Origin of the sequence: Agrobacterium sp. B1(2019) (genome assembly GCF_008274755.1) — a bacterium.
GTDB lineage: Bacteria > Pseudomonadota > Alphaproteobacteria > Rhizobiales > Rhizobiaceae > Agrobacterium > Agrobacterium salinitolerans.
In genome coordinates this window covers 293,854-315,878 of the sequence record NZ_VTPB01000001.1, presented here as the reverse complement: position 1 = coordinate 315,878, position 22,025 = coordinate 293,854, and the positions used below count along the sequence as shown (strand labels likewise).

The window sequence follows — 22,025 nt, the reverse complement described above, 5'->3', positions numbered from 1 at the left end:
AGATCATATCTGCCGAACGCTGATCTCTTCTTCCACGTCAACGGCCAGCGGGTTCTTCAGCGGCAGGCCGAAACCGGCGGCCTCGATTTCGAACACGTCGCCCGCTTCCGGTTTGATGCCGTCTGCGAAGGAGAGCGTCGCGGTGCCGAACATATGCACATGAACGTCACCGGGAGCACGGAACAGGCCGTATTTGAAGTGGTGATATTCGAGGTTCGCGAAGGTGTGGGACATGTTGTCCTCACCCGAAACGAAGGGCTTTTCGAAGATGACCTTGTCGCCGCGACGGATGCGCGAAGTGCCGCGAATGTCCGACGGCGGGGCGCCGACGCGGATTTCCGGGCCGAAGCTTGCGGGACGCAGCTTGGAATGAGCGAGATAGAGATAGTTGATCCGCTCGGTAACGTGATCGGAAAACTCGTTCGACACGGCAAAGCCGATACGAACCGCTTCACCCTTGTCGGAAATCACGTAGATGCCGGCCATTTCCGGCTCTTCGCCACCATCGAGCGCGAAGGATGGAGAGGTGAGCGCAGCACCGGGTGCCGCCGCCACATGGCCGTTGCCCTTGTAGAACCATTCGGGCTGAACGCCTTTTTCGCCGGCCTTCGGCTTGCCGTTTTCCAGACCCATGCGGAACATCTTCATGGAGTCCGTCAGGCTTTCTTCTGCCGCTTCCGTGGTTTTCTTGTGCATGCTGTCGCGGGTCGCGGCCGACCCCAGATGGGTGAGGCCGGTGCCGGTCAGATGCAGATGCGCCGGATCGGGATGGGTGATCGGCGGCAGGAAACGACCTTCGGCATAAGCCTTTTCGAGATCGACGGCATCGCCGAGACCATGGGCGGAAATGACGTCGGCAAGGCTCTTGCCGCCATTGGCGGCTTCCATGGCAAGCGCGTAAACCGACGCCGCACCCTTGACGGCGTGCGCCTGCCCACCTTCTTCGCGAACCGCTACGGTGATGTTGCCGCTGGCATCTTTGATCTGTGAAATGAGCACGGGATTTCCTTCCTCCGGCGCTAGGCGCCTTTATCTCTTCTAAGCGGCGCCTTGCGCCTGCATCTTATGAAAGTGGCCGGAAACCGGCCACTTTTCGGACTGCGATAGGGGTGAGCCGATCAGCCCTTGTTCTTGTTGTAGACGTCGAAGAACACGGCGGCGAGCAGCACGAGGCCCTTGACCATCTGCTGGAAGTCGATGCCGAGGCCGACGATCGACATGCCGTTGTTCATCACACCCATGATGAAGGCGCCGATGACCGCACCGGTAATCTTGCCAACGCCGCCGGATGCCGAAGCACCGCCGATGAAGCAGGCCGCGATGACGTCAAGCTCGAAGCCCACGCCGGCCTTCGGCGTCGCCGAATTGAGGCGGGTCGCGATGATCATGCCGGCAAGACCGGCCAGCACGCCCATGTTGACGAAGGTGAGGAAGCTCAGGCGTTCGGTGTTGATACCCGAAAGCTTGGTCGCCTTCTCATTGCCGCCCATGGCGTAGACGCGGCGACCGATGGTGGTGCGACGTGTTACGAAGCTATAAAGCGCGATCAGAACCAGCATCACGATCAGCACGTTGGGCAGGCCGCGATAGGTGGAAAGCTGGTAGCCGAGGAACAGGATGGCGGCCGCAATCAAAAGGTTTTCGGCGATGAAGAAACCGAAAGGCTCGACATTGATGCCGTGCTTCACGTTCACAACGCGGCGACGCCATGCGAGATAGAACATGACGACCGTAATCAGTATCGTCAGGATCATCGAGGTGGTGTTGAGACCTTCAATGCCGCCGATGTCAGGCAGGAAGCCGGTGCTGATGATCTGGAAATCGGCAGGGAACGGGCCGATATTCTTGCCGCCAAGCACGAACAGTGTCAGGCCGCGAAACACCAGCATGCCCGCCAGCGTCACGATGAACGACGGAATACGGTGATAGGCGATCCAGTAACCTTGGGCAGCACCGATGATGCCGCCGATGACAAGACAAATCAGCGCCGCCAGAAACGGGTTCATGCCCCATTGCACGGTCAATATGGCGGCTATCGCGCCGACAAAGGCGACGATGGAGCCGACCGAAAGGTCGATATGCCCCGCCACGATGACGAGCAGCATGCCCAGCGCCATGATGACGATGAACGAATTCTGCAGGATGAGGTTGGTCAGGTTCACAGGGCGGAACAGGATGCCGCCGGTGTAGAACTGGAAGAAAACCATGATGGCGACGAGCGCGATCAGCATGCCGTATTCGCGGATATTGGAGCGAATATAGGACGTGACCGAGATGACGTTACTTTCTTCGTTTGTTGTGTTTGCCGAACTCATGAGTTCTTCTCCCCTGAGCGCATGATAGCGCGCATGATGCTTTCCTGGCTCGCCTCTCCCTTCGGCAATTCAGCGACGATGCGGCCTTCGTTCATGACGTAGATGCGGTCGCAATTGCCGAGCAGTTCGGGCATTTCCGATGAGATCATCAGAACGCCTTTGCCGTCGGCAGCGAGCTGGTTGATGATGGTGTAAATTTCGTATTTCGCGCCGACATCGATACCGCGGGTCGGTTCATCGAGGATCAGGACATCGGGATCGGAGAACAGCCACTTGGAGAGCACGACCTTCTGCTGGTTGCCGCCCGAAAGGTTGACCGTTTCCTGGAAAATGCCTGAAGACCGGATGCGAAGACGCGTGCGAAAATCGCTCGCCACCTTCATTTCCTTGATGTCGTCGATGATGCTGGCATTCGACACACCGGCCAGATTGGCAAGCGTGGTATTGTGCAGGATGTTGTCGTTGAGCACGAGACCGAGATGCTTGCGGTCTTCCGTCACATAGGCAAGACCGGCATCGATCGCCTTGCGCACGGTGCTGACGTCAACGGGCTTGCCGTCGATCAGCACCTCGCCGCTGATCTTGTGACCATAGGACTTGCCGAACACGCTCATGGCGAATTCGGTGCGCCCGGCACCCATCAGACCGGCTATGCCGACGACTTCGCCCTTGCGCACGGTCACGTTGATATCATGCAGAACCTGACGGTCGCGGTGCTGCTGGTGATAGGCGTTCCAGTTCTTCACTTCGAAAATGGTCTCGCCGATCGGCACGTCGCGCGGCGGATAACGATCTTCGAGATCGCGCCCCACCATGTTGCGGATGATGACATCCTCGCTGATTTCTTCCTGATGGCAGTCAAGCGTCTTCACCGTCATGCCGTCGCGCAGCACGGTGATCTGGTCGGCCACCTTGCGCACTTCGTTGAGCTTGTGGGTGATGATGATCGAGGTCATGCCCTGCTTGCGGAATTCCATCAGCAGGTTCAGCAGCGCCTCGGAATCGCTTTCGTTAAGCGACGCCGTCGGCTCGTCTAAGATAAGCAGCTTCACGCTCTTCGACAGCGCCTTGGCGATTTCGACCAGCTGTTGCTTGCCGACGCCGATATCGGTGATCAGCGTCTCCGGCGATTCCTTCAGGCCCACCTTCTTTAAAAGTTCGCGGGTGCGGTTGAAGGTCTGCTGCCAGCTGATGACGCCATTCGTGGCGACTTCGTTGCCGAGGAAGATGTTTTCTGCAATCGACAGGAGCGGTACGAGCGCCAGCTCCTGGTGAATGATGATGATACCAATATCTTCGCTGTCGTTGATGGCGCGAAAGTTTCGCACTGCGCCTTCATAGTGAATTTCGCCCTCATAGGTACCGGCGGGGTAAACACCGGAAAGGACCTTCATCAAGGTCGACTTCCCTGCGCCGTTCTCACCGACGAGTGCGTGGATCTCACCCTCTTTAACCTTGAGGTTGACGTTCTCAAGCGCTTTCACGCCCGGAAACGTCTTGGTGATGTTCCGCATTTCGAGAATGGTATTGGCCATATCGCAATCCAGCGCCCGATTAATTCAGGCGTTTTTATTTTTATGGAAAAACGGGGATGACGCCAAGCCATCCCCGCATGTGTGTCGAGCTTATTTCAGCTGATCTTCGGTGTAATAACCACCATCGACGAGAACCTGCTTGTAGTTCTCCTTGGTCACGGCAACCGGCTTCAGCAGGTAGGACGGAACAACCTTGACGCCATTTTCATAGGTCTTGGTGTCGTTTACCTCAGGTTCCTTGCCTTCCATGACAGCGTTGACCATGTTCACGGTCACCTTGGCGAGTTCGCGGGTGTCCTTGAAGATAGTGGAATACTGTTCGCCGGCGATGATCGACTTGACGGAAGGAACTTCAGCGTCCTGACCGGAAACGACCGGCAGCGGCTGGTCCTTCGTGCCATAACCAACGCCCTTCAGCGAGGAGATGATGCCGATGGAAAGACCGTCGTAAGGCGACAGGACGGCGTCAACCTTGGCGTCGGTGTAATAAGCGGAAAGCAGGTTGTCCATGCGGGCCTGGGCCGTCGCCGGGTCCCAACGCAACGTACCGACCTTGTCCATGCCCATCTGGCCGGACTTCACGACAAGCTTGCCGCTGTCGATATACGGCTGGAGAACCGACATCGCGCCGTCATAGAAGAAGAAGGCGTTGTTGTCGTCCGGAGAGCCGCCGAAGAGTTCGATGTTGAACGGACCCTTGCCGTCCTTCAGACCGAGCTTGTCGACGATCGAAGTCGCCTGCAGAACGCCGACCTGGAAGTTGTCGAAGGTCGCGTAGTAGCTGACGTCGCCGCTGTTGCGGATAAGGCGGTCATAAGCGATGACCTTGATACCCTGCTCGCCGGCCTGCTTGAGGACGTCCGACAGCGTCGTGCCGTCGATCGATGCGATCACGAGGACCTTGACGCCCTTGGTAACCATGTTTTCGATCTGGGAAAGCTGGTTCGGAATATCGTCATCGGCATATTGCAGATCGGTCGTGTAACCGGCTTCCTGCAGCTGCTTTACGATGTTGTTGCCGTCGTCGATCCAGCGTGCGGACGACTTGGTCGGCATGGCGATACCAACGGAACCCTTGTCCTGCGCGAAAGCCGGCGCTGCGAAAGAAGCAGCACCGATGGCACAAGCCGCCATCAGCGAAATAATGGACTTCATAAACTCTCTCCCTTGAGCCCTTCTCTGGAGCCCGCATGCTGCGGTGCACCATGAAATTCATGCCGTCAGAGGAAGAAGCCGCATAGCGCTCACTCCGATTTCGCAATTGCGAAATGGAACAGCTGCCGCTCCTCCCCGGCATTCCGCAAATTGTTCTGAATCCATATAACTGTCAAATAGAATAAATCAGTTTCCATATATCAATTATGATATATTAAATCGATACAAAAAACCGATGAGGGGTATAAAACGACGAATGAACAACCTAAAAGTGTATGAGCAGGCGCAAACAACAGAGGCCCTTTTCGTCTTTGAAGACAACCCATTGCTGCGGGCCGGATTGAAGATGAGCCACCTGCGCATGCTGGTCATGATCGAGGAACACGGACAGGTGAGCGCGGCCGCCGCGGCCATGAACATGACGCAGCCCGCAGCCTCGCGCATGCTTTCGGAAATGGAGGCGATCGTCAAATCACCCCTTTGTCAGCGGGCCTCGCGCGGCGTGGTGTTGACGAAATTCGGCGAGGCGCTGGCGCGCCGGGCGCGCACCATATTGCTGGAGCTGCGCGAGGCGAGCCGCGAACTGAACCAGATGAAATCCGGCAGCGGCGGTTCGGTCTATATCGGCGCCGTCACCGCGCCAGCCATCAGCCTCGTGGTTCCTGCCATAAAACGCGCCATGGACACCTATCCCGGCATCGAAATCAACGTGCAGGTGGAAAGCAGCAACGTGCTGGCCCGCGAACTGCTGGCGGCCCGCCACGATTTCATCATCGGCCGCATTCCCGATGATTTCGATCCCGGCCTCTTTTCCATCCATGAAATCGGCATAGAACGCGCCTGTCTGGTGGTGCGTGAAGGTCACCCGCTGCTTCAGGGCGCGCCCGTGACCTTGCAAGACCTTTCCGGCTACGACTGGGTCTTCCAGCCGCCCGGCGCGCTTTTGCGCAGAACCATGGAAGATGTATTCCTCACCCACGGCGTCGCCATGCCGCGCAACGTCATCAACACGCCATCCGTGGTGCTCACCCTTGCGCTTGTCTGCAACACGGACGCCATCGCCCCGATCGCCCAGGACATGGCCGAATTCGTTACCGGCCAGCAGGCGGATATCGGCCGAACCCGGATATTGCCGACGGATTTCGAGCTCGTTGTAAAGCCCTACAGCATCATCACCACCAAGGGCCGTGTTTTGCCGCCCAGCGCCCGCCTGCTTTACGATCTGGTTCTGGATGAAAGCCGCAAACTGACCACCACATGACGGGATGGCAAGCCCGACTCCACCTTCATCCTCTATGAAGGCCGGATCATTGAGGCCGGCGCAGGGAACAGCCGCATGCTCTTCGGACAATCCGTCTTCCAATCGGTCATCGAAAGACTGAAACAGGAGGAAGAAGAAGAAGGCGCGGAGCCTTCACCACCCGCCGGCCACCGTATTGCCGGTTTCAGCTCGGGTTTCGTTGTCGATACCCATATAGAAGCGCCGCCGCCCGCGAACGGCAATCTCGATGCCTATCTCGCCTTCCTCGCCGACCCCGCGCCACCGCCGGAACAGGAGCAGGAACCCGAACCGGAACCGATGCCGGCTCATCTCGAAAAGACGTCGCTTGCCGATGTTTCGGTGGAACTGGCGATCCACGACGCGGACACGGCCGCAACGCTTGCGGAGAAGCGTCGCGCCTTTGCCCGCCTCAATCATCCCGACCGGGTGAAACCGCAGTTCCGGCACAATGCGACGCTGCGCATGACGGCTGCCAATCTCCTGATTGACCAGGCGATACGGATGCTGCGGGCGCGGGAGCATTTCCGGTAAAAGTGCCGCGCCGGCCTATTCAGGCAAAACCGAAGAGAGGGGGCGCGTCAGCGCGCATCGTTCTTGTCGGCGGGTGCGCTTTCGACGGCAGGCTCATCCGGGGTGCTCCCGCTTTTGGCGGCGGCGCTTGCGGGTTTGAACTTCAGCAGCAATTCATAAGCTGCATAAGCCCCGATGCCGGCAACGATGGTTCCCCAGAAAAACTCGCGATTGACGAATTCGATGACGGCCCATGCGGCGCAAAAGCCGACAATGAGCAACCGGACCCACAGGGGACGATAAAGCGGATGACTCGTATCGATATTCAGCATGGCGTTCCCGTCCCGGGCCTTTCCAGTCGATCGCATGATTGCGGTTCCACGCCCAGCGACGTGAAGATGCTGACGCGTCTTGGCGGTTTCATAGGAAAATTGCAACGCAATTCAGCCCCGCTGCCGATCAGGCTCGTGTGAAAGACCAGCGCAGCAAGATCGTCACCGGCGCCGCAGGCAATGGGAAGACAGGAATATCTGCAAACCAGGCCGTACCTTGCGGCTGCCTGCGCCATTGTTGCCCAGCGCTCTCCTCGAAGGTCAGTCGCGCAGGCGTCCGAGCAGCGCCAGAAGCTGATCGCGGGCCTTCTTGCCGCCGATCCTGTCGATCAGCTTGTCCTCACGATCCCGCCAGGTGTTGGAAAGCCGGTCGAGAAGGTTGCTGCCCTCCTCCGTCATGTCGAGGAAATGAACGCGCCTGTCCTCTTCCGATTTGCGGCGGACGAGCAGCCCCTTCTCTTCCATGCTGTCGACGATGGCGACGAAATTGGCGCGCTGTATGCCGAGCGCTTCGGCCACATCGCTCTGCTTGAGACCCGGATTGCCGCCGACGATGACGAGAACGGAAAAATCGGCCGGCCGCAATCCCTGCTCCGCCAGCACATCTGCAAAACCGTTTGCCACGGCAAGTTGCGAGTGCCGCAAATGATAGCTGATCGCAGTCGTCAGCAACCCATAGTCGATAGCCGTGATATGCGCCGCTTCCGCGCTTCCGCTTTCGGCCTTTTCCGTCCGCGGCCCGTTGCTGTGTGCCAATCGCAAAGCCATCCGATCCCCCGCCTGATTCGTTCCTTTACCTTGCCGAAATCATAACCGACAACGTCACGAAACTGTATCCCAAATAAATGTAGATGATACTAATATTGTATAATAATTTGACAGTTAATCGCCGACAACGCAAACCCTGACGCCGGATCGCTCCCCGGCGAGAAAAATAAGTATGACTATTTACCCGCCAATTTTGAGGGGATAAAATCGCTTCCCGAGCCGCTTTTGAAAGGCGTTGCCCTCATCCGAGCACCTCTTCATGAAGGCGGCAAAACAGCGTTTCGACCCGGCAATAACATACTACTTATAAGAGAACTCCCGTTCCAACAAAAAAACAATACGTCAAACGACGCATCGCCCGCCACCGCGCAAAGGCCGGCGGCCGCCGCGAAACACGCCCCACAACGGGTTCCGCCCAAAAACAGACAACGTTTCGCGAAACTCTGATTTTTAGACATTGATGCGCAAACAAAGCTGGGGTATGAACCAACCGCTGCACGCGATTCAAGCGTGACCGCTGCACCCGTAGCTCAGCTGGATAGAGTGTTGGATTCCGATTCCAAAGGTCACAGGTTCGAATCCTGTCGGGTGCGCCATTAAAATCAACTATTTATTGATTTTCGAGTAACCAAGCGCGAAGCCTTGAGCAGCTTGCTCGTCAATACGCTTGGAAGCCAACGCTTCTGAGACCATGGCACAAGCAATTTCAGACATCGTCATATGGCTTCAGGCAACATCGCTGATCGCACATTTACTGTACGCGCTCGCGCTCGAAACAGCCGATGGGTCGCATCTGCCCGAAGCCCGCCGCGTGCTCCAGGCGACATTGAGAACATTCTTCGCTTTTGTGGGGATCAGGTTTTTAATTACATAATCGCGTCGCTGCCGGTCAGGACAGGTTTTGCCTCCACCTCGTCTTCGGCAAGGCTGGCGTTCGCCTGCAGATGCAGTCCCATGACCGCCACGAGGAGAAAAAACCAGACGAAGCCCGAACTGAGCAAGAACAGCGTTTCCAGAAAGCCGTAGAGCAGGACATAAAGCCAGACGCCGACATAAAGCCGCGTCAGCGGGCTGTTGCGCGTGGTGTCATCCATTTTGCCGAGATAGTGAAGCGGCAGCAGGCAAATCCACATCAGCACCAGCCCAAGGCCTGGGATGCCGCCTGCAAGCAGCAGGTCGAAATAGCCACTGTGGGAAGCCGGCGCGGTCGTCGCCCAGGTATTGTTTTCGGTGAAGCTCGACATCAGGGCGTCGCTGCGCCAAAAGGCCTGATAGCCATATCCGAGGATCGGACTTTTGCGGATGTACTCGATGGCGACGACCCAGATATCGGTTCTGCCCGTAAAGCTGGCATCGACACCCATCCTCGTCAGCATCTGCGAAAACACCGGGTCGACCGTGGTGCCGACGGTCACGACGGTGAAGACCAACAGAAGCAGGGCCAAGACAACATAACGCCACTGGGGCCAGTGCACGATGAACCAGCCTGCCGCGGCGACGATCGGCATCAGGCCGAGCACCGTCTTGCCGCCTGACTTGATCAGGAAGAACAGCGACAACAGCAGCACCAGCAGGCCGCCGACGAAGGACCAGCGCCGGCAGAGATAAATCGCCGCGATGATCAGCACCGCCATGACCGAGGCAGCCTCGTTCTTGTGCTGGAAGACTCCGCGCCAGTTACCTGCCAGAAGCGGCTCCAGCGCGTCGCTTGCCTGATGGATAGATCGCGATGGCAGGACGATGACGCCGAAGTAACACAGAAACAGGATAATCATCACGCACCCCGCAAGCAGCGTGGTGAAATGCCGCTCCGTGCGTGGCAATTGCAGAAAGCCGCCGGCAAGCACACAGATGATGGCGCACATGGCAAGCCGCCGCAGCGAAAACGCCGGCGCCTCGCCCACCAGCGAGGTGAAGACAAACCAGCAGAAAATCGCCGCCATCAGCAGACGCGGTGTGAAGACGAGGGAAAGCGAACGTTCCCTCGCCATGAATACCATGAAACTGAAAAGCAGAATGATCGCGGTGAGCTGGTTCAGCAGGTTGGACCCAGCGGCCATGGCGGAGCCCTGATAGGTCGAGGAAAGCGAGATATAGGGCGAGAAGCCGACCGTGAAATAAAGGAACGTCACATAAAACAGTGTATTCCGCCAATATCCACGCGCCTGTTCTTCGTGCGCTGCAACCATAAGGGGGGCTTCTCTGTTTTTTTTCATGCGTGCCACATCGCACCCGATGCTTCATTCCGGTAACATGAATATCCCGCCAAAATCCTATTTTTTAGTTATTCCGAATTCACTTATAAATAGCAATTCCTTCATGAAAAAAAGGAGCGTAAGCGGAGAAGCAGGCGCTTTTTTGCAATCAAACAGTGCGCAGATCAGGAGTCGAGTTAGCCCTTTTTGGCCTCTAAATAAAAAGTGGCGCCTTTGAACTCCCAACTCATCACTTGACTGGAAGATATCAGTTCGGGCTTATTGGGTTTCAACTAGAGGATGTTTTTATTCGGGGGTATCGTGAAGGGCTCATTATTAGCCTGGCTGCTTGCCACCGAATGCCCACTCGGCATCGCTTATGTGAATTATTGGGTGCGCACCCAAACGGGTGGCGCTCGTATTTATACAAAGCTCGTTGATCAGGTGACCGACGCTGTCCTCTACGATTCGGTCAACGCCGGACTGACCGTTGTGGGGGCGACTTGGACAAGGATTTCGATTCCCGTCATGATCACCAATGAGACGCTCATTGGCATTACCGCCGAGCCGGTTTCGCCGGTAACCAATACAACAGTTTATATTGATGATGTCGTCGTTGCGAACGATGCCTGCGCTTTTTAGGTATTTTTTGAACGTATACATCATAAATTCTTGTGAGCATCGTAACTACGATAATCCGGTGACTTTTTCGACATGATGCGCCGCGTTGCCTCTGTCTGCATTTGAGGCGAAGGACGTGAACGGTTGAGTACTTCAGGAGTGGCAATGCAAAAGGTTTATTCCATCCAGTCTCTGAGGGCGCTCGCGGCGTTTTCGGTCTTGCTGTTTCATATAATCGGCGAACCGTTTACGATTGGAGCGGCAGGTGTGGATGTCTTTTTTGTCATCTCCGGCCTCATCATGGGATCTTTCGCGGCGACAGCGGGGCCGGGAGCGTTTTTATATCACAGGCTGGTCCGTATTGTGCCCCTATACTGGGCCGTGACCCTGGTAATGTGCGTCGGTGCGATGGCGGGCGTTTTCTCAACCTTCACCTTCACGCTCGAACATCTATGGAAATCGCTGTTTTTTGTTCCATATGCAGGCGACAACGGCGAGGTGGTTCCCCTGTTGGTCGTGGGGTGGACCCTCAATCTGGAAATGTTCTTCTATATTGTCTTTGCGCTTGGACTTGCTTTGCGCGCGCCGCTGGCTGTGACGGTCGGCATCCTGTCCATCATGGCTTTGGCAGGACAGGTTTTCAACTGGCAATCCCCCTTCATGCAGACCTGGACATCGCCGCTTTTGCTGGAATTTCTTGGCGGCCTCCTGCTGTCGCGCTTCATGTTCCAGGGAATACAAGCGGGTATCGCTGCGCTTGTCGTATCATTGACGGGTTTTGTTGCCGCAGCCCTGATAAGCGAGCAATCCGGAATGCTGCGCCTGATGACGTGGGGCGTGCCTGCCTTTTTCCTTGTGGCCGGATGCGTGTGGCTTGAGAATGCCGGATTGTGGCCAAAACGCCTGTTTAAACCCATCGAGATTGTCGGGGATTCGTCCTACGCCCTTTATCTTCTGCATGGTCTGGTGATTTCAATCGTCCATAAGATACTGGCGCCCGGACTTCTCGCTGGGGTCGTCATCATCGTCGTTGCGCTGACGGTGTCGGTCTTTGCGCATTTCCTGTTCGAACGGCCGCTGATCAAGCTTTTCAGACGCAGGTATGGCGGCGGACCGCGCCGGCAAGACCAAGCCGTACCGGTGCGCTGACGCGAGGATTGGCCTCCGGACTTTTGGAGCCTCGCAAATATGATGTTTTGCGAGGCTCCCTCAGCCACTATGCCGCAATCCATCAAGAGTGCATGACAAATCATTTGACCTCTATTATCCCTGCCGAGGGCATCCATCCGCCGCCTTCAGCCTGTTTGTCGAGACCCTGCGGTTTCGCGGGTAAGATTGGAGAGCTCCGGATGAAACAATCCGGCTGGGGCTGCGTCAAAAGGCCCCTGCCCGAGTGCCTGAATTGGCGTTGTTGAAGCCGCCGTTTTAAGGTAGCCCTATCCTTGATAGATTGTGTCAAGTAACAGACTGGAATACGCAAATGATGGATTGGGATTGGGTAGATTTGTTTCCCTTAGTCTTCTTTCCGTTCAAGATTATCGTGTTGGGCACGGGCATGTTCTTCGCCATCAAGTGGCATCACGATCAGGCGAAGAAGGAAAAAGGCCCCAGCGGACCGTGAGTGTCCGCCGGTCGGGTTCGGACTTCACCAATTGAATGTTTTCCCGCGTGAGCCGGCGCGGCCCCCCATGGCGATAGTTGCGGATGCGGATGATCTGGCCGTCGCGAAAATGTTGCGTTCCACACGGTGGACATCGATTTCGCCAGAACGGCTTTCCCTTGCACCGCATCGTCGTTGAACGCCGGCGGGGATGTCTCCCCGCCGAAACGCATGCTGGAAACGGACCGCCGCTCAGAACTCCTGCCAGTCACCTTTTGTATCGACGGCGGCATTGCCCGAAAACGCCGAGGCGATCTTGCGACCCAGCGCGCGGACCGGGGATGCCACATATCTGTCGTTATCGCCTGCGCTGCGAACCGGCGCAGGCTGGTTTTTTGGTTGCTGGGCGCCGTCGGCGAGCCGGAACTGGGAGAGCAGCTGGTTGAGCGACGCCACTTCCTTGGCGAGGCTGTGGCTTGCGGCATTGGTTTCTTCCACCATGGCAGCATTTTTCTGCGTGTCCTGATCCATCTGGTTGACGGCCGTATTGATCTGCTGCAGGCCGGAAGACTGTTCCTGCGCGGCCTCCACAATGGAGACGACGTGCCGGTTGATTTCCTGCACTTCCGAAACGATGGTTTCCAGCGCCTTGCCGGTGTCGCCCACCAGTTGAACACCCTGCTGTACCTGATCGTTCGAGGTGGTGATCAGCGCCTTGATCTCTTTCGCCGCGTTGGCGGAGCGCTGGGCAAGCTCGCGCACTTCCTGTGCGACGACGGCGAAACCCTTGCCGGCCTCACCCGCGCGGGCTGCTTCCACGCCGGCATTCAGCGCCAGAAGGTTGGTCTGGAAGGCGATCTCATCGATAACGCCGATGATATTGCTGATCTCATTGGCGGATTTCGCAATCTGCTCCATGGCGACCACGGCGCGGCGCACCACCTCACCGGATTGTTCGGCGCCCGTCTTGGCGCGACTGACGATCAGGCCCGCCTCCTGCGCGCGCTTGGTGGAATCCCTGACCGTCGTGGTGATTTCCTCCAGAGCGGCGGCGGTTTCCTCCACGGCCGCGGCCTGCTGCTCGGTGCGCTTGGCCAGATCGTCGGCGGCAGACTTGATCTCGTCCGCACCAGCGCCGATGCCGCTGGCGTTCTGAGCTACCTTGGTCAGCGCCGCCTGCAGCTTTTCGGCGGACATGTTGAAATCGTTACGAACGGCGTCAAGCGTCGCGGTGAACGGCTGGCCGATGCGATAGGAAACATCGCCTTCCGAAAGCTTCGAGAGTCCAGCTGCAAGATTGTCGACGGCGAATTTGACGTCGGCGGCTTCCCTTGCCTTCTGCTGTTCGCGTTCGATACGGTCTTTCTCCGAGAGGGTGCGATTGGCATCTGTTTCCTGTTCGAGACGAATGCGCTCAATAGCGTTTTCCCGGAAGACCTGCACGGCTTTCGCCATCTGGCCCACTTCATCCCGACGCGCCATGCCCTCGATCTCCGTGGCCGTCTCGCCGCCGGCAAGCGATACCATGCGCTCGCGCAGGCGGGCGATCGGGGTGGTGATGCCACGGGACGCCACGAACAGCGCCAGAATGATACCGACCGCAAAAGCGATGCCGACAACCACCAGCGAGGTCATGATGGTCGAATTGGTCTTATCGGTCAGTTCGCCGCTTCCCTTGACGACACCCTTGGCAAGCTTGTCCAAGAGGGCGGCGATGTCACTTCCGACCGAGCGAATTGCAACATCCGCCTTTAGAAGTTCCGCGGTCGATTCCTGATTGCGGTTGGCGGAGCCAAATTCCGTCGCCTTGTCGGTCATCGCAATGATGCCCTGGATCTGACTCAACAGCCTGTCCACCGCCGCGGCCTCTTCCGGGAAAATGGCTTTGACATTGTTCAGGCGCGATATCAAATCTCCCTTGTCTCTCTGATATTCCCGCATGACGATCTTGAAGTCGGGAGTCTTCGCATCGTAGGCCATGACCTGATAGGCGCCATAGGCCATCGCCTCCAGATTGCGATTTGCGCGGGAAAGCTCCACCAGCGCGGCATTGTCATTGGCGATAAAAAACGAATAAGCCGTGTCCGCTTGCTTGTAATGGGTGGACATGTAAGCCGTGGCGCCAAGGCCGACGATGCAGAGCGGGAGAATGAGTGACAGGATTTTGGTGCGGATACTGGCGTTTTGAAGAAAAGACACGGAAAGCCTCACGTCATTAAAAACCGCTCCTTCCCCGTGCCGGAGGTGTTCGGCAAGACTGACATTGCACGTCAAGCGCCCCGATCATCGAGGCTTCGCTAGCCGCATCATAGGCTCTGGCCGCATCTGCATCATGCATGCGCCGCAGAAAGCAGCCCGTCCCCTCAAATGCGGGGAGGCCGCTTCCCGCGTTGGCACGGCGACCCGCCAGCAGGCGGAAACGCCGGGCCGAATTTCCGGGAAAAAGCGAAAGCATGCGAGTTTTCAGCCGTCGCCATCGATTTATTTTCCAGTAAAATGATTATAATCAAAAACTTTACAATTCCTTCATGCCGTGGCGGGCAAAACCCGCGTGTTTTTTGCCCGTTGAAGACCGGTCGTCAGTCGCCCGGCGGGAAGGGTCGCGCCCTTCGCATGGGCGTCCATCGTTGCAAAATGGCGGCCATGACGGCAAGTCCTGCCATGGCGGCGAATATCGAAGCGATGTCGCGATAGGCGGCGGCAAAACCGAAGCGGGCAATCCATGGCTGGCTTGCCAGCGGCGAGATGAAATGCCCGAGAAACATCGAGGCGGTAACGATGCCGGCAATGCGCCCGCGCAGTCTGAGCGGTGCCAGCAATATGGTGGTGGACATGATGCCCGGCATCACCAGGCCGAGGCCAAACCCCACCACCGCAAGCGATGAAAGCAAGGCAACCAGCCCTTCGGCCATGGCAAGCAGCGCAAAACCCGCCGCCATCGACACCAGCCCGACGGCAATGATGGCGGTGACGCTGACCCTTGCCCGCAATCGCCCGAAATTGAGCGCCGCCAGCGCCCCGGCCAAATTGAAGATGCCGATGGCGTATCCCGCAATGCTGCCGGAAAACACCCCAAGCTCCCGCAGGAAAAACGGCAGCTGCGAGGGAATGGTGTAGAACAAGGCATTGACGAGAAACACCGCCAGCGCCAGCACGCCCACCAGCAGCCAGTTGACCGCAAAATCCCGTTCGCCTCCGGCTTTGATAGCGCCATCGTTCCTCACCGGCTCCGTCAGAAAGAACAGGGCTGCCGGCAGAATGAGCAGGGCGACGGCATAGACCGCGAAGGGCGCGCGCCAATGCAGATCCGCCAGCAAACCGCCCGCCACCACAAAAACCACGCCGCCGATCTGGGTAAAGGCCTGTTGCAGGCCAAGATAGCGCTCCCGCGCCGAACCTTCGAAATAATCGCCCACCAGCGCCGTGCCGATCGTCATGATGGCGCCGATCGCCAGCCCCAGAAAAGCGCGCCCGACGAGCAGGCCGACAAGACTTTCGGCAAAAAGGCCGGACATGCCGGAAAGGCTGTAAAGCAGGATCGCGCCGAGCAGCAGTCGCTTGCGGCCGAAGCGATCCGCCAACACGCCGGCCACGGGCGCGCAGAGCGCGACAAACGCCGATGGCAATGTCAGCACCATGCGGCTCATGATCTCAACATCAGGCGTCGACAGAAAGCTCTGTTCGATGGCGGGCAACGAGGGCGCAACCGTGGTTCCGGCCATGATGGTGAGTGTGGCAACGAATAGCAGCGTGAGCTTCAACGCCTTGGAATTCTCGATCATGGAACGTCCTTATTATAGTGTTCCATGCTCTGATAGTTCCTCAACTATGGTTGAGGTCAATAGCCGCGGACAAAAAAGCGGCAGGCCTTTCAGCCCGCCGCATTCATTCCCGATAGTGCGTTAAAAGCCGCCGACCGCGTCAGGCGGCCGCGCGCCGCAGCGCTGTCGCAACCTTGTGGATATGGGCCGCACCAATGCCGCAGCAGCCGCCGATCATGGTCGCGCCCGCATCCGCCCAGGAGCAGGCAAAACGGGAGTAAACATCGTCGGTCAGGTCGGCGCGGGTGCCATGCAGGCCTTCATTGGCGGCGGAATCGCCCTGTTCGCCTTCGAAAGCGTTGGCATAAACGCCGATTTCGAGCGAAACGCCTCTTTCCGCAAAGACGGCGGAGGCCGTTTCGACGGCGGCCTTCATGACCTCGGGCTTGCTGCAATTGAACAGCAGCGCGGCGGCGCCCGATTGCGCCGCCCATTCGGCGGCCGCCTTGACCGTTTCGCCGGAGCGAAGCGCAGGCTCCCCGCCGGCCGCAGCCGCGTCGTCGTTCAGCGTGAAGGAAATCCAGAACGGTTTGCCGGTCGCGGCAACGGCTTCGCGCACCGCCTCGCCCTCGGCGATCAGGCTGAGCGTCTCGCCGAGCCAGACATCGATATGAGGCGCGAGATTGTCGACCAGTACCTTCAGATAGTCCTGCACCCGCGTGGCATCGAAATTCTGCGGCTCATAGGAGCCGAAGATCGGCGGCAGCGAACCCGCCACCAGCACCTTGCGACCGGAAGCATCCGCCGCCTCGCGGGCCAGCTTGCCAGAAAGGGCGATCAGCGATGCGCCATCCTTCTGGAAACGCTCTTCGCCGATGTGGAAGGGCACCAGCGCATAGGAATTGGTGGTGACGACATCGGCACCGGCCTCAATGAATTCCTGATGCACCTGCCGCACGATCTCGGGCGCGTCGATAAGCGCCAGCGCCGACCATTCCGGCTGTTTCAGCTCGGCGCCGAGCCGCTGCAATTCGCGGCTCATGCCGCCGTCGAGGATACGGATAGTGCCCATGGTGATACTCCTTGAATGTTTACCGACGGACCGGCACCTGCCGTTCGACAAGGCCGAAACAGCGGGCGATGATGGCGGTGAGAATGAGATAAAAGACGGTGACGACAATCAGCGGCTCATAGACCAGAAGCGTATCCTGCCGCACCTTGTAGGCGACGGCGTAAAGGTCCATGACCGTCACGGTGAAAGCAAGCGGCGTGGCTTTCAACTGCATCACCACCTCGCCAGCGATGGTCGGCAGCGCAATGCGGATCGCACGCGGCAGCCAGATGCGTCGAATGAGGGTGAAACGGCCCATGCCGAAAGCCCTGCCCGCCTCCAGCTCGCCTTTCGGCACCGCCAGCAGCGCGCCGCGCAGAACTTCCGCTTCATAGGCCGCATAATTCAGCGTGAAGCTGACGGCCGCAAAGAAGAATCCTTCGCGCAGCACCGGCCACATGAAACTTTGCCGGAGGCCGGGGACCATCGGCAGAAGCGAGCCGACGCCGTAATAAAGCAGCCAGAGCTGGATGAGCAGCGGCGTTCCGCGAAAGAAGGTGCAATAGCCCTGCGCCAGAATTTTCGTCACCCGCCCGCCGCTGACCTGCGCAAAGGCAAGTCCGATGGCCAGCACGAAACCGATGCTGACGGAAATGACGAGCAGCGCCAGCGTCTGCCAGGCACCGGAGAGAAGCAGCGGCCAATATTTGGCGACCCATGAAAAATCCATGCCGTTCCCCCTTACGCCAAAGCCGGCTGGCCGCGCCGCACCCGGCGTTCCAGCAGCGAAAAGACGACATTGGAGACAAGCGTGATGGCGAGATAAAGAAACGCCGCCGCAAGGAAGAACAGGAAATATTGCTTGGTGCTGGCCCCTGCCAACCGCGTCGCGAGCGCCAGTTCCTGGTAACCGACAACAGCTACCAGCGCGCTGTCCTTCGTCACCGCAAGCCAGAGATTGGCAAGGCCCGGCAGCGCGTTCGGCAGCAATGCCGGCAGGACCACACGACGAAAACGCAGGAACGGCGACATGCCGAAGGCGCGTGCCGCCTCGATCTGGCCGTTCGGCACGGCAAGGATCGCGCCGCGCAGCACCTCGGTCATATAGGCGCCCTGCACGAAACCGAGAACCGCAACGGCGGCAACAAAACCATTGACTTCCAGCGGCGGCAGGCCGGCGAGCAACAGCAGCCGGTTGAGCCCATCCGTCCCGGCATAATAAAGCCCGACGATGAGAATGAGTTCAGGAACAGCGCGGATGGCCGTGGTGTAGAGATTGAGCAGCAGGCCGAGCGGCCTGTTGCCCGAGAGCTTGCCGAGTGCGCCGGCAAGCCCGATGACGATACCGATGAGGTAAGCACCGGAGGAAATGGCAAGAGTCGACGCCGCCCCCTTCAAAAGGGTGCCGCCCCATCCCGGAGGATAGGGTGACAGTAGCTGCAGCGTGGTTTCAAGGCTTGCCATCGATGTGACCGATCAGGGCTTGCTGCCGTAGATGTCGAAGCTGAAGTACTTCTTGGTGATCTCGTCGTATTTCCCGCTGGCGCGGACGGCGGCGAGAGCGGCGTTCAGCCTGGTCTTCAGTTCCGTATCGTCCTTGCGCAGGCCGCCGGAAACGCCAAGACCAAGGATTTGCTTGTCATCGGCCACATTGCCCATGTCGGCGCAGCAATCCTTGCCGGCATCGCTCTTCACGAAGGCATCGAGAACCAGCGAGTCACCGAAGACGTAGTCGATACGGCCGGCGGCCAGATCCTGAAACGCCTCGTCCAGCGTCTGGTAGGTCTTTTCGTCAGCAACAGCAGCGAAATATTTCTTGTAATATTCGGACTGGATGGTCGCCACCTGAATGCCGATGGTTTTGCCCTTGACGTCTTCCGCCGCCGCACCGGGCTTTTCGCCCTTGGCGCCAATCAGCTTGCTCGGCGTGTTGTAATATTTGTCAGTGAAATCGATCACCTTCTGGCGCTCTTCCGTGTTCGACATGGACGACCAGATGACGTCGAACTTCTTGGTCTGCAGCGCCGGGATCAGGCCATCCCAGGACAGTTCCACGATCGAGCATTTTTCCTTCATTTCGGCGCAGACGGCGTCCATGAGATCGATTTCCCACCCCTGCCACTTGCCGCTGGCATCCTTGGCGAAGAAAGGTGGGTAGGATTCGTTCATGATGCCGAAACGCACATCGGCGCTGGCCGTGAAGGCGGAAAACGCAAATGCCGTTCCGGCAAGCAGCGTGGCGAAGAATTTCATTTAAAGTCTCTCCTGTTAAATACGGATTGTCTGCTAAAGATCACTTGGTCAGCGCGCCGGTAAATTCCCGGCAGCGCGCGCTTGTGGGGTTGCCGAACACCTGCGCCGGCGGTCCCGCTTCCTCCACCCTACCCTGATGCAGAAACAGCACTTCCGAGGAAACATCCCGCGCAAAGCGCATTTCGTGGGTGACAAGCAGCATGGTGCGGCCTTCCTCGGCCAGATCGCGAATGACCTTCAGCACTTCGCCCACCAGTTCCGGGTCAAGCGCCGAGGTGGGTTCGTCGAACAGCATCACAGCCGGTTCCATGCACAGCGCGCGCGCAATGGCGGCGCGCTGCTGCTGCCCGCCGGAAAGGAACGCCGGATAGGCGTTTTTCTTGTCATAGAGCCCGACCTTGTTCAGCAGGGCCTCGGCTTTTTCGACCGCCTCCTGCCGCCTGACGCCGAGAACATGAACCGGCGCCTCGATGAGGTTTTCCAGAACCGTGCGATGGGCCCAGAGATTGAAATTCTGGAACACCATGCCAAGCCCGGTGCGCAGTTTCTCCACCTGTCGCCAGTTTTTCGGCACGGCCTTGCCGTCACGGCCGGTTTTTGTGGCGATTTCCTCGCCATTGACGATGACGCGGCCCCGATCCGGCGTTTCGAGGAAGTTGATACAGCGCAGAAAGGTGCTTTTGCCGGAACCGGAGGACCCGATAATGGAGATCACATCGCCCTTGTGGGCCTGCAGCGAAACGCCCTTCAAAACTTCATGCGTGCCGAAGCTCTTGTGGATATCATCCGCCTCGAGCGCGCAGGCGCCTGTATCTGTCATCGATTGACCTTGCCGATCCGTTTTTAGTGCCGCCTCGCCAATAGCCGGGGTTTCGCGGTGCGACGTGCACAATAACAAAGACTTGAGCCGCGCATGTTTAGCGAAAATAGCCGCAGACGCGCGCAACAATCGGCTCTTTTACATATTTGCAACGAAAAATCATTTCAAAATATCACCTTGGACGAACAACAGCGGAAACCTGTGCGCCTGGGGGTGTCGGAGCGACGCCCGCTTCTGCCCTGTCCGGTTTCCTCCGTCTTTCTCCACAATGGCCGGCCCGCCAATGCGATTTTTTGGTTATCCGCGATGCACGAGGAGATAGCATCGTGAACGCACGCTTTGCCCTCGGGAAATCAAAAGCGGGCGAAAAAATCAAGACAGTCATTTCCAAAAGTTAAACTTCGAAACCCAAAAAAGCATCCGCAAAAAATGATCCATATTTCATCCACCGGTTGCTTATGTGAGTATATTTTGTTAACCTCAAATAGCGCAGGATTATAAGTCCAACTTATTGATATAAATATTATTTATCTTCAATTCGATATTTCACACCCGAGCGGATCGCAGGTTTTATATCTATATTAATACATTAAAATATACGCTGCCTATGGTTGATTTCATCTATGCGCAAAAGCTTGGGGGCCGACGGTGGACGTTCCGATACACACCAAAATGGACGACGGCGATAGTGGTCAGTCGCCACAACGCCCGGTTCAGCCAGGTGTCTCCGGCGTTCGCCCCATGCGCAGGGATGACATGCCCGCCGTCGAAGCCGTCCTCAACAGCGCTTTCAGGAAGACCGGGCAGGAGCGCAATTTTGACTTCCGCTCCTATATAGAAAAACTGTTTTTCGGCAGTCCCGCCTTCAGCCCGGAAAACGGCAGCGTTGTCTACGACGCCGGTGACAGGGTCACCAGCGTCATTCTCGCCGTACCCATGGGTTTTATCGTCCATGGAAAACCCGTCACCGCAAGGCTGCTGTGCGCCTTCGCATCGGATGGAAAAATCGGTGCGCTCGGCGCTGCACGGCTGTCACGCGGCATGCGGGCATCGAAACACGACATGTTGTTCTCGGATACGGCCTCGCCCGTCAGCGCCGATCACTGGGTGGCAATCGGCGGCAACATGCTGCCGATTGAAAGCCTGCAATGGCACAAGGCGCTCAAACCCTTCTGCACCATCGCGCTGCGTATGCCGCGCCGTTCCAAACTGGCCAAGACCACACTTGCACTGACGGCGCTCGGGTTCGTGGATGGAATTCTGCGACGCTGGAAGAAGGGTTTAAGACCGCCGGAGGTCGCCGGCGCCAGGGTGAGAGCCGTGGATTACGAAACCTTCCGCCGCGAGGCCCTCGCAAAGATCGAGCGGTTTTCCATTCGTCCGGAATGGTCTCACGAGGAGTTTCACTGGCTGATAGAGATGAGCAAAACCAATGAAAGCCTCGGTGAACTGAAAAGCGTGGTGATCGAGAATGCCGAAGGCCATGTCATGGGCGCCGCACTGTTTTTCGGTCAGCGGGGGCGGACGGCCTATGTGCTAAACCTCGTCTGCGACGCCGGTCGCGAAAACGATGTGCTCAACACCCTGTTCCGCCACTTCGATGATGAAAACTATGCCCATGTCACCGGCATGGCGCAGCCCTTTCTCATCAACGCGCTTTACCGCCAGAACCACATGAGCTTCCGCCATGACGGCTATTTCTGCATGGCGACGCGCGATGACGCGCTGAGGGAAAAGGCGCTGGCCGGCGATATCTATATTGGCGGGTTGTGCTCGGAAAGCTGGAGCAAACTCATCACGGACTATTGAGGGCCCTGCCCGACCCCG

The 22,025-nt window shown here is 58.0% G+C and carries 20 protein-coding genes and 1 tRNA gene; 7 read left to right on the top strand and 14 right to left on the bottom strand.

Translation table 11 applies throughout. The features are described from left to right. Window positions 1–3: 3 nt before the first annotated feature. From araD1 to chvE, 4 genes are all read right to left on the bottom strand, one after another. Entirely contained in the window at window positions 4–999 is a 996-nt protein-coding gene (gene araD1, locus AGR1_RS01565) for a 2-keto-3-deoxy-L-arabinonate dehydratase AraD1 (RefSeq protein WP_149145994.1), read from the bottom strand. Window positions 1,000–1,118: 119 nt separating this feature from the next. Beyond that, window positions 1,119–2,315, bottom strand: coding sequence for a sugar ABC transporter permease GguB (gene gguB / locus AGR1_RS01560; protein WP_080789945.1), 1,197 nt, complete (start codon window positions 2,313–2,315; stop codon window positions 1,119–1,121). Further along, complete coding sequence (gene gguA / locus AGR1_RS01555; protein WP_077981485.1) at window positions 2,312–3,850, bottom strand: sugar ABC transporter ATP-binding protein GguA; 1,539 nt, start codon at window positions 3,848–3,850, stop codon at window positions 2,312–2,314. The genes gguB and gguA overlap by 4 nt, the downstream gene beginning before the upstream one ends. 90 nt (window positions 3,851–3,940) lie before the next feature. Continuing rightward, window positions 3,941–5,005, bottom strand: a complete 1,065-nt coding sequence (gene chvE / locus AGR1_RS01550) for a sugar ABC transporter substrate-binding protein ChvE (protein WP_077981484.1) — start codon at window positions 5,003–5,005, stop codon at window positions 3,941–3,943. A 256-nt stretch (window positions 5,006–5,261) separates the two neighbouring features. Between chvE and AGR1_RS01540 the strand changes: the two genes are divergently transcribed. Next, a complete protein-coding gene (locus AGR1_RS01540; protein WP_121459675.1) occupies window positions 5,262–6,266 on the top strand; it encodes a LysR family transcriptional regulator in 1,005 nt (334 codons plus the stop codon). A 75-nt stretch (window positions 6,267–6,341) separates the two neighbouring features. Then, window positions 6,342–6,818: a hypothetical protein gene (locus AGR1_RS01535; protein ID WP_149145993.1), complete on the top strand. Its 477-nt coding sequence runs from the start codon at window positions 6,342–6,344 to the stop codon at window positions 6,816–6,818. Between the two features lie 47 nt (window positions 6,819–6,865). Here the strand turns inward: AGR1_RS01535 and AGR1_RS01530 are convergent, their stop codons facing one another. Beyond that, a complete protein-coding gene (locus tag AGR1_RS01530; protein WP_149147256.1) occupies window positions 6,866–7,129 on the bottom strand; it encodes a hypothetical protein in 264 nt (87 codons plus the stop codon). Window positions 7,130–7,390: 261 nt separating this feature from the next. Beyond that, window positions 7,391–7,897 carry a MarR family winged helix-turn-helix transcriptional regulator gene (locus AGR1_RS01525; RefSeq protein ID WP_080789936.1) on the bottom strand — a complete coding sequence of 169 codons (507 nt, stop codon included), beginning with the start codon at window positions 7,895–7,897 and terminating at the stop codon, window positions 7,391–7,393. Between the two features lie 519 nt (window positions 7,898–8,416). Between AGR1_RS01525 and AGR1_RS01520 the strand changes: the two genes are divergently transcribed. After that, window positions 8,417–8,493, top strand: a tRNA-Arg gene (locus AGR1_RS01520). A 270-nt stretch (window positions 8,494–8,763) separates the two neighbouring features. Here AGR1_RS01520 and uppW read toward each other — a convergent pair. Beyond that, the gene (gene uppW, locus AGR1_RS01515; protein ID WP_187772158.1) at window positions 8,764–10,086 is read right to left on the bottom strand and encodes a Wzy-type polysaccharide biosynthesis protein UppW; all 1,323 of its coding nucleotides are present in this window, start codon (window positions 10,084–10,086) and stop codon (window positions 8,764–8,766) included. Window positions 10,087–10,413: 327 nt separating this feature from the next. On the opposite strand from uppW, the gene AGR1_RS01510 reads away from it, so the two are divergent. From AGR1_RS01510 to AGR1_RS29455, 3 genes are all read left to right on the top strand, one after another. Beyond that, window positions 10,414–10,734, top strand: coding sequence for a hypothetical protein (locus AGR1_RS01510; protein ID WP_149145991.1), 321 nt, complete (start codon window positions 10,414–10,416; stop codon window positions 10,732–10,734). Between the two features lie 144 nt (window positions 10,735–10,878). After that, complete coding sequence (gene uppZ, locus AGR1_RS01505; RefSeq protein WP_149145990.1) at window positions 10,879–11,862, top strand: polysaccharide biosynthesis acyltransferase UppZ; 984 nt, start codon at window positions 10,879–10,881, stop codon at window positions 11,860–11,862. Between the two features lie 331 nt (window positions 11,863–12,193). Then, complete coding sequence (locus tag AGR1_RS29455; protein ID WP_020808870.1) at window positions 12,194–12,334, top strand: hypothetical protein; 141 nt, start codon at window positions 12,194–12,196, stop codon at window positions 12,332–12,334. 231 nt (window positions 12,335–12,565) lie between these two features. Here the strand turns inward: AGR1_RS29455 and AGR1_RS01500 are convergent, their stop codons facing one another. From AGR1_RS01500 to AGR1_RS01470, 7 genes are all read right to left on the bottom strand, one after another. Further along, window positions 12,566–14,512: a methyl-accepting chemotaxis protein gene (locus AGR1_RS01500; protein WP_149145989.1), complete on the bottom strand. Its 1,947-nt coding sequence runs from the start codon at window positions 14,510–14,512 to the stop codon at window positions 12,566–12,568. A gap of 380 nt (window positions 14,513–14,892) precedes the next feature. Further along, on the bottom strand, window positions 14,893–16,095 hold the full coding sequence (locus AGR1_RS01495; protein ID WP_149145988.1) for an MFS transporter: 1,203 nt from the start codon (window positions 16,093–16,095) through the stop codon (window positions 14,893–14,895). 139 nt (window positions 16,096–16,234) lie between these two features. Next, the gene (locus AGR1_RS01490) at window positions 16,235–17,146 is read right to left on the bottom strand and encodes a homocysteine S-methyltransferase family protein (RefSeq protein ID WP_149145987.1); all 912 of its coding nucleotides are present in this window, start codon (window positions 17,144–17,146) and stop codon (window positions 16,235–16,237) included. Between the two features lie 19 nt (window positions 17,147–17,165). Further along, window positions 17,166–17,855, bottom strand: coding sequence for an ABC transporter permease (locus tag AGR1_RS01485; protein WP_149145986.1), 690 nt, complete (start codon window positions 17,853–17,855; stop codon window positions 17,166–17,168). An 11-nt stretch (window positions 17,856–17,866) separates the two neighbouring features. Further along, window positions 17,867–18,589 (bottom strand): ABC transporter permease subunit, encoded by a 723-nt coding sequence (locus AGR1_RS01480; RefSeq protein WP_149145985.1) that lies wholly within the window; start codon window positions 18,587–18,589, stop codon window positions 17,867–17,869. Between the two features lie 12 nt (window positions 18,590–18,601). Continuing rightward, the gene (locus AGR1_RS01475) at window positions 18,602–19,378 is read right to left on the bottom strand and encodes a transporter substrate-binding domain-containing protein (protein WP_080789927.1); all 777 of its coding nucleotides are present in this window, start codon (window positions 19,376–19,378) and stop codon (window positions 18,602–18,604) included. Between the two features lie 40 nt (window positions 19,379–19,418). Then, window positions 19,419–20,198, bottom strand: a complete 780-nt coding sequence (locus AGR1_RS01470) for an ABC transporter ATP-binding protein (protein WP_149145984.1) — start codon at window positions 20,196–20,198, stop codon at window positions 19,419–19,421. A 741-nt stretch (window positions 20,199–20,939) separates the two neighbouring features. Between AGR1_RS01470 and AGR1_RS01460 the strand changes: the two genes are divergently transcribed. Then, on the top strand, window positions 20,940–22,007 hold the full coding sequence (locus AGR1_RS01460) for a GNAT family N-acetyltransferase (protein ID WP_187772157.1): 1,068 nt from the start codon (window positions 20,940–20,942) through the stop codon (window positions 22,005–22,007). The last annotated feature ends 18 nt before the right edge of the window (window positions 22,008–22,025 follow it).

Bases quoted from the DNA above. Each gene is read 5' to 3' on its own strand.
- AGR1_RS01535 (WP_149145993.1), top strand. From the start codon at position 6,342: ATGCTCTTCGGACAATCCGTCTTCCAATCGGTCATCGAAAGACTGAAA.
- AGR1_RS01460 (WP_187772157.1), top strand. From the start codon at position 20,940: ATGCGCAGGGATGACATGCCCGCCGTCGAAGCCGTCCTCAACAGCGCT.
- gguA (WP_077981485.1), bottom strand. From the start codon at position 3,850: ATGGCCAATACCATTCTCGAAATGCGGAACATCACCAAGACGTTTCCG.
- AGR1_RS01490 (WP_149145987.1), bottom strand. From the start codon at position 17,146: ATGGGCACTATCCGTATCCTCGACGGCGGCATGAGCCGCGAATTGCAG.
- AGR1_RS01495 (WP_149145988.1), bottom strand. From the start codon at position 16,095: ATGATCGAGAATTCCAAGGCGTTGAAGCTCACGCTGCTATTCGTTGCC.
- AGR1_RS01475 (WP_080789927.1), bottom strand. From the start codon at position 19,378: ATGAAATTCTTCGCCACGCTGCTTGCCGGAACGGCATTTGCGTTTTCC.
- uppW (WP_187772158.1), bottom strand. From the start codon at position 10,086: ATGGTTGCAGCGCACGAAGAACAGGCGCGTGGATATTGGCGGAATACA.
- AGR1_RS01540 (WP_121459675.1), top strand. From the start codon at position 5,262: ATGAACAACCTAAAAGTGTATGAGCAGGCGCAAACAACAGAGGCCCTT.
- AGR1_RS29455 (WP_020808870.1), top strand. From the start codon at position 12,194: ATGATGGATTGGGATTGGGTAGATTTGTTTCCCTTAGTCTTCTTTCCG.
- gguB (WP_080789945.1), bottom strand. From the start codon at position 2,315: ATGAGTTCGGCAAACACAACAAACGAAGAAAGTAACGTCATCTCGGTC.
- AGR1_RS01525 (WP_080789936.1), bottom strand. From the start codon at position 7,897: ATGGCTTTGCGATTGGCACACAGCAACGGGCCGCGGACGGAAAAGGCC.
- AGR1_RS01530 (WP_149147256.1), bottom strand. From the start codon at position 7,129: ATGCTGAATATCGATACGAGTCATCCGCTTTATCGTCCCCTGTGGGTC.
- uppZ (WP_149145990.1), top strand. From the start codon at position 10,879: ATGCAAAAGGTTTATTCCATCCAGTCTCTGAGGGCGCTCGCGGCGTTT.
- AGR1_RS01480 (WP_149145985.1), bottom strand. From the start codon at position 18,589: ATGGCAAGCCTTGAAACCACGCTGCAGCTACTGTCACCCTATCCTCCG.
- chvE (WP_077981484.1), bottom strand. From the start codon at position 5,005: ATGAAGTCCATTATTTCGCTGATGGCGGCTTGTGCCATCGGTGCTGCT.
- AGR1_RS01485 (WP_149145986.1), bottom strand. From the start codon at position 17,855: ATGGATTTTTCATGGGTCGCCAAATATTGGCCGCTGCTTCTCTCCGGT.
- AGR1_RS01470 (WP_149145984.1), bottom strand. From the start codon at position 20,198: ATGACAGATACAGGCGCCTGCGCGCTCGAGGCGGATGATATCCACAAG.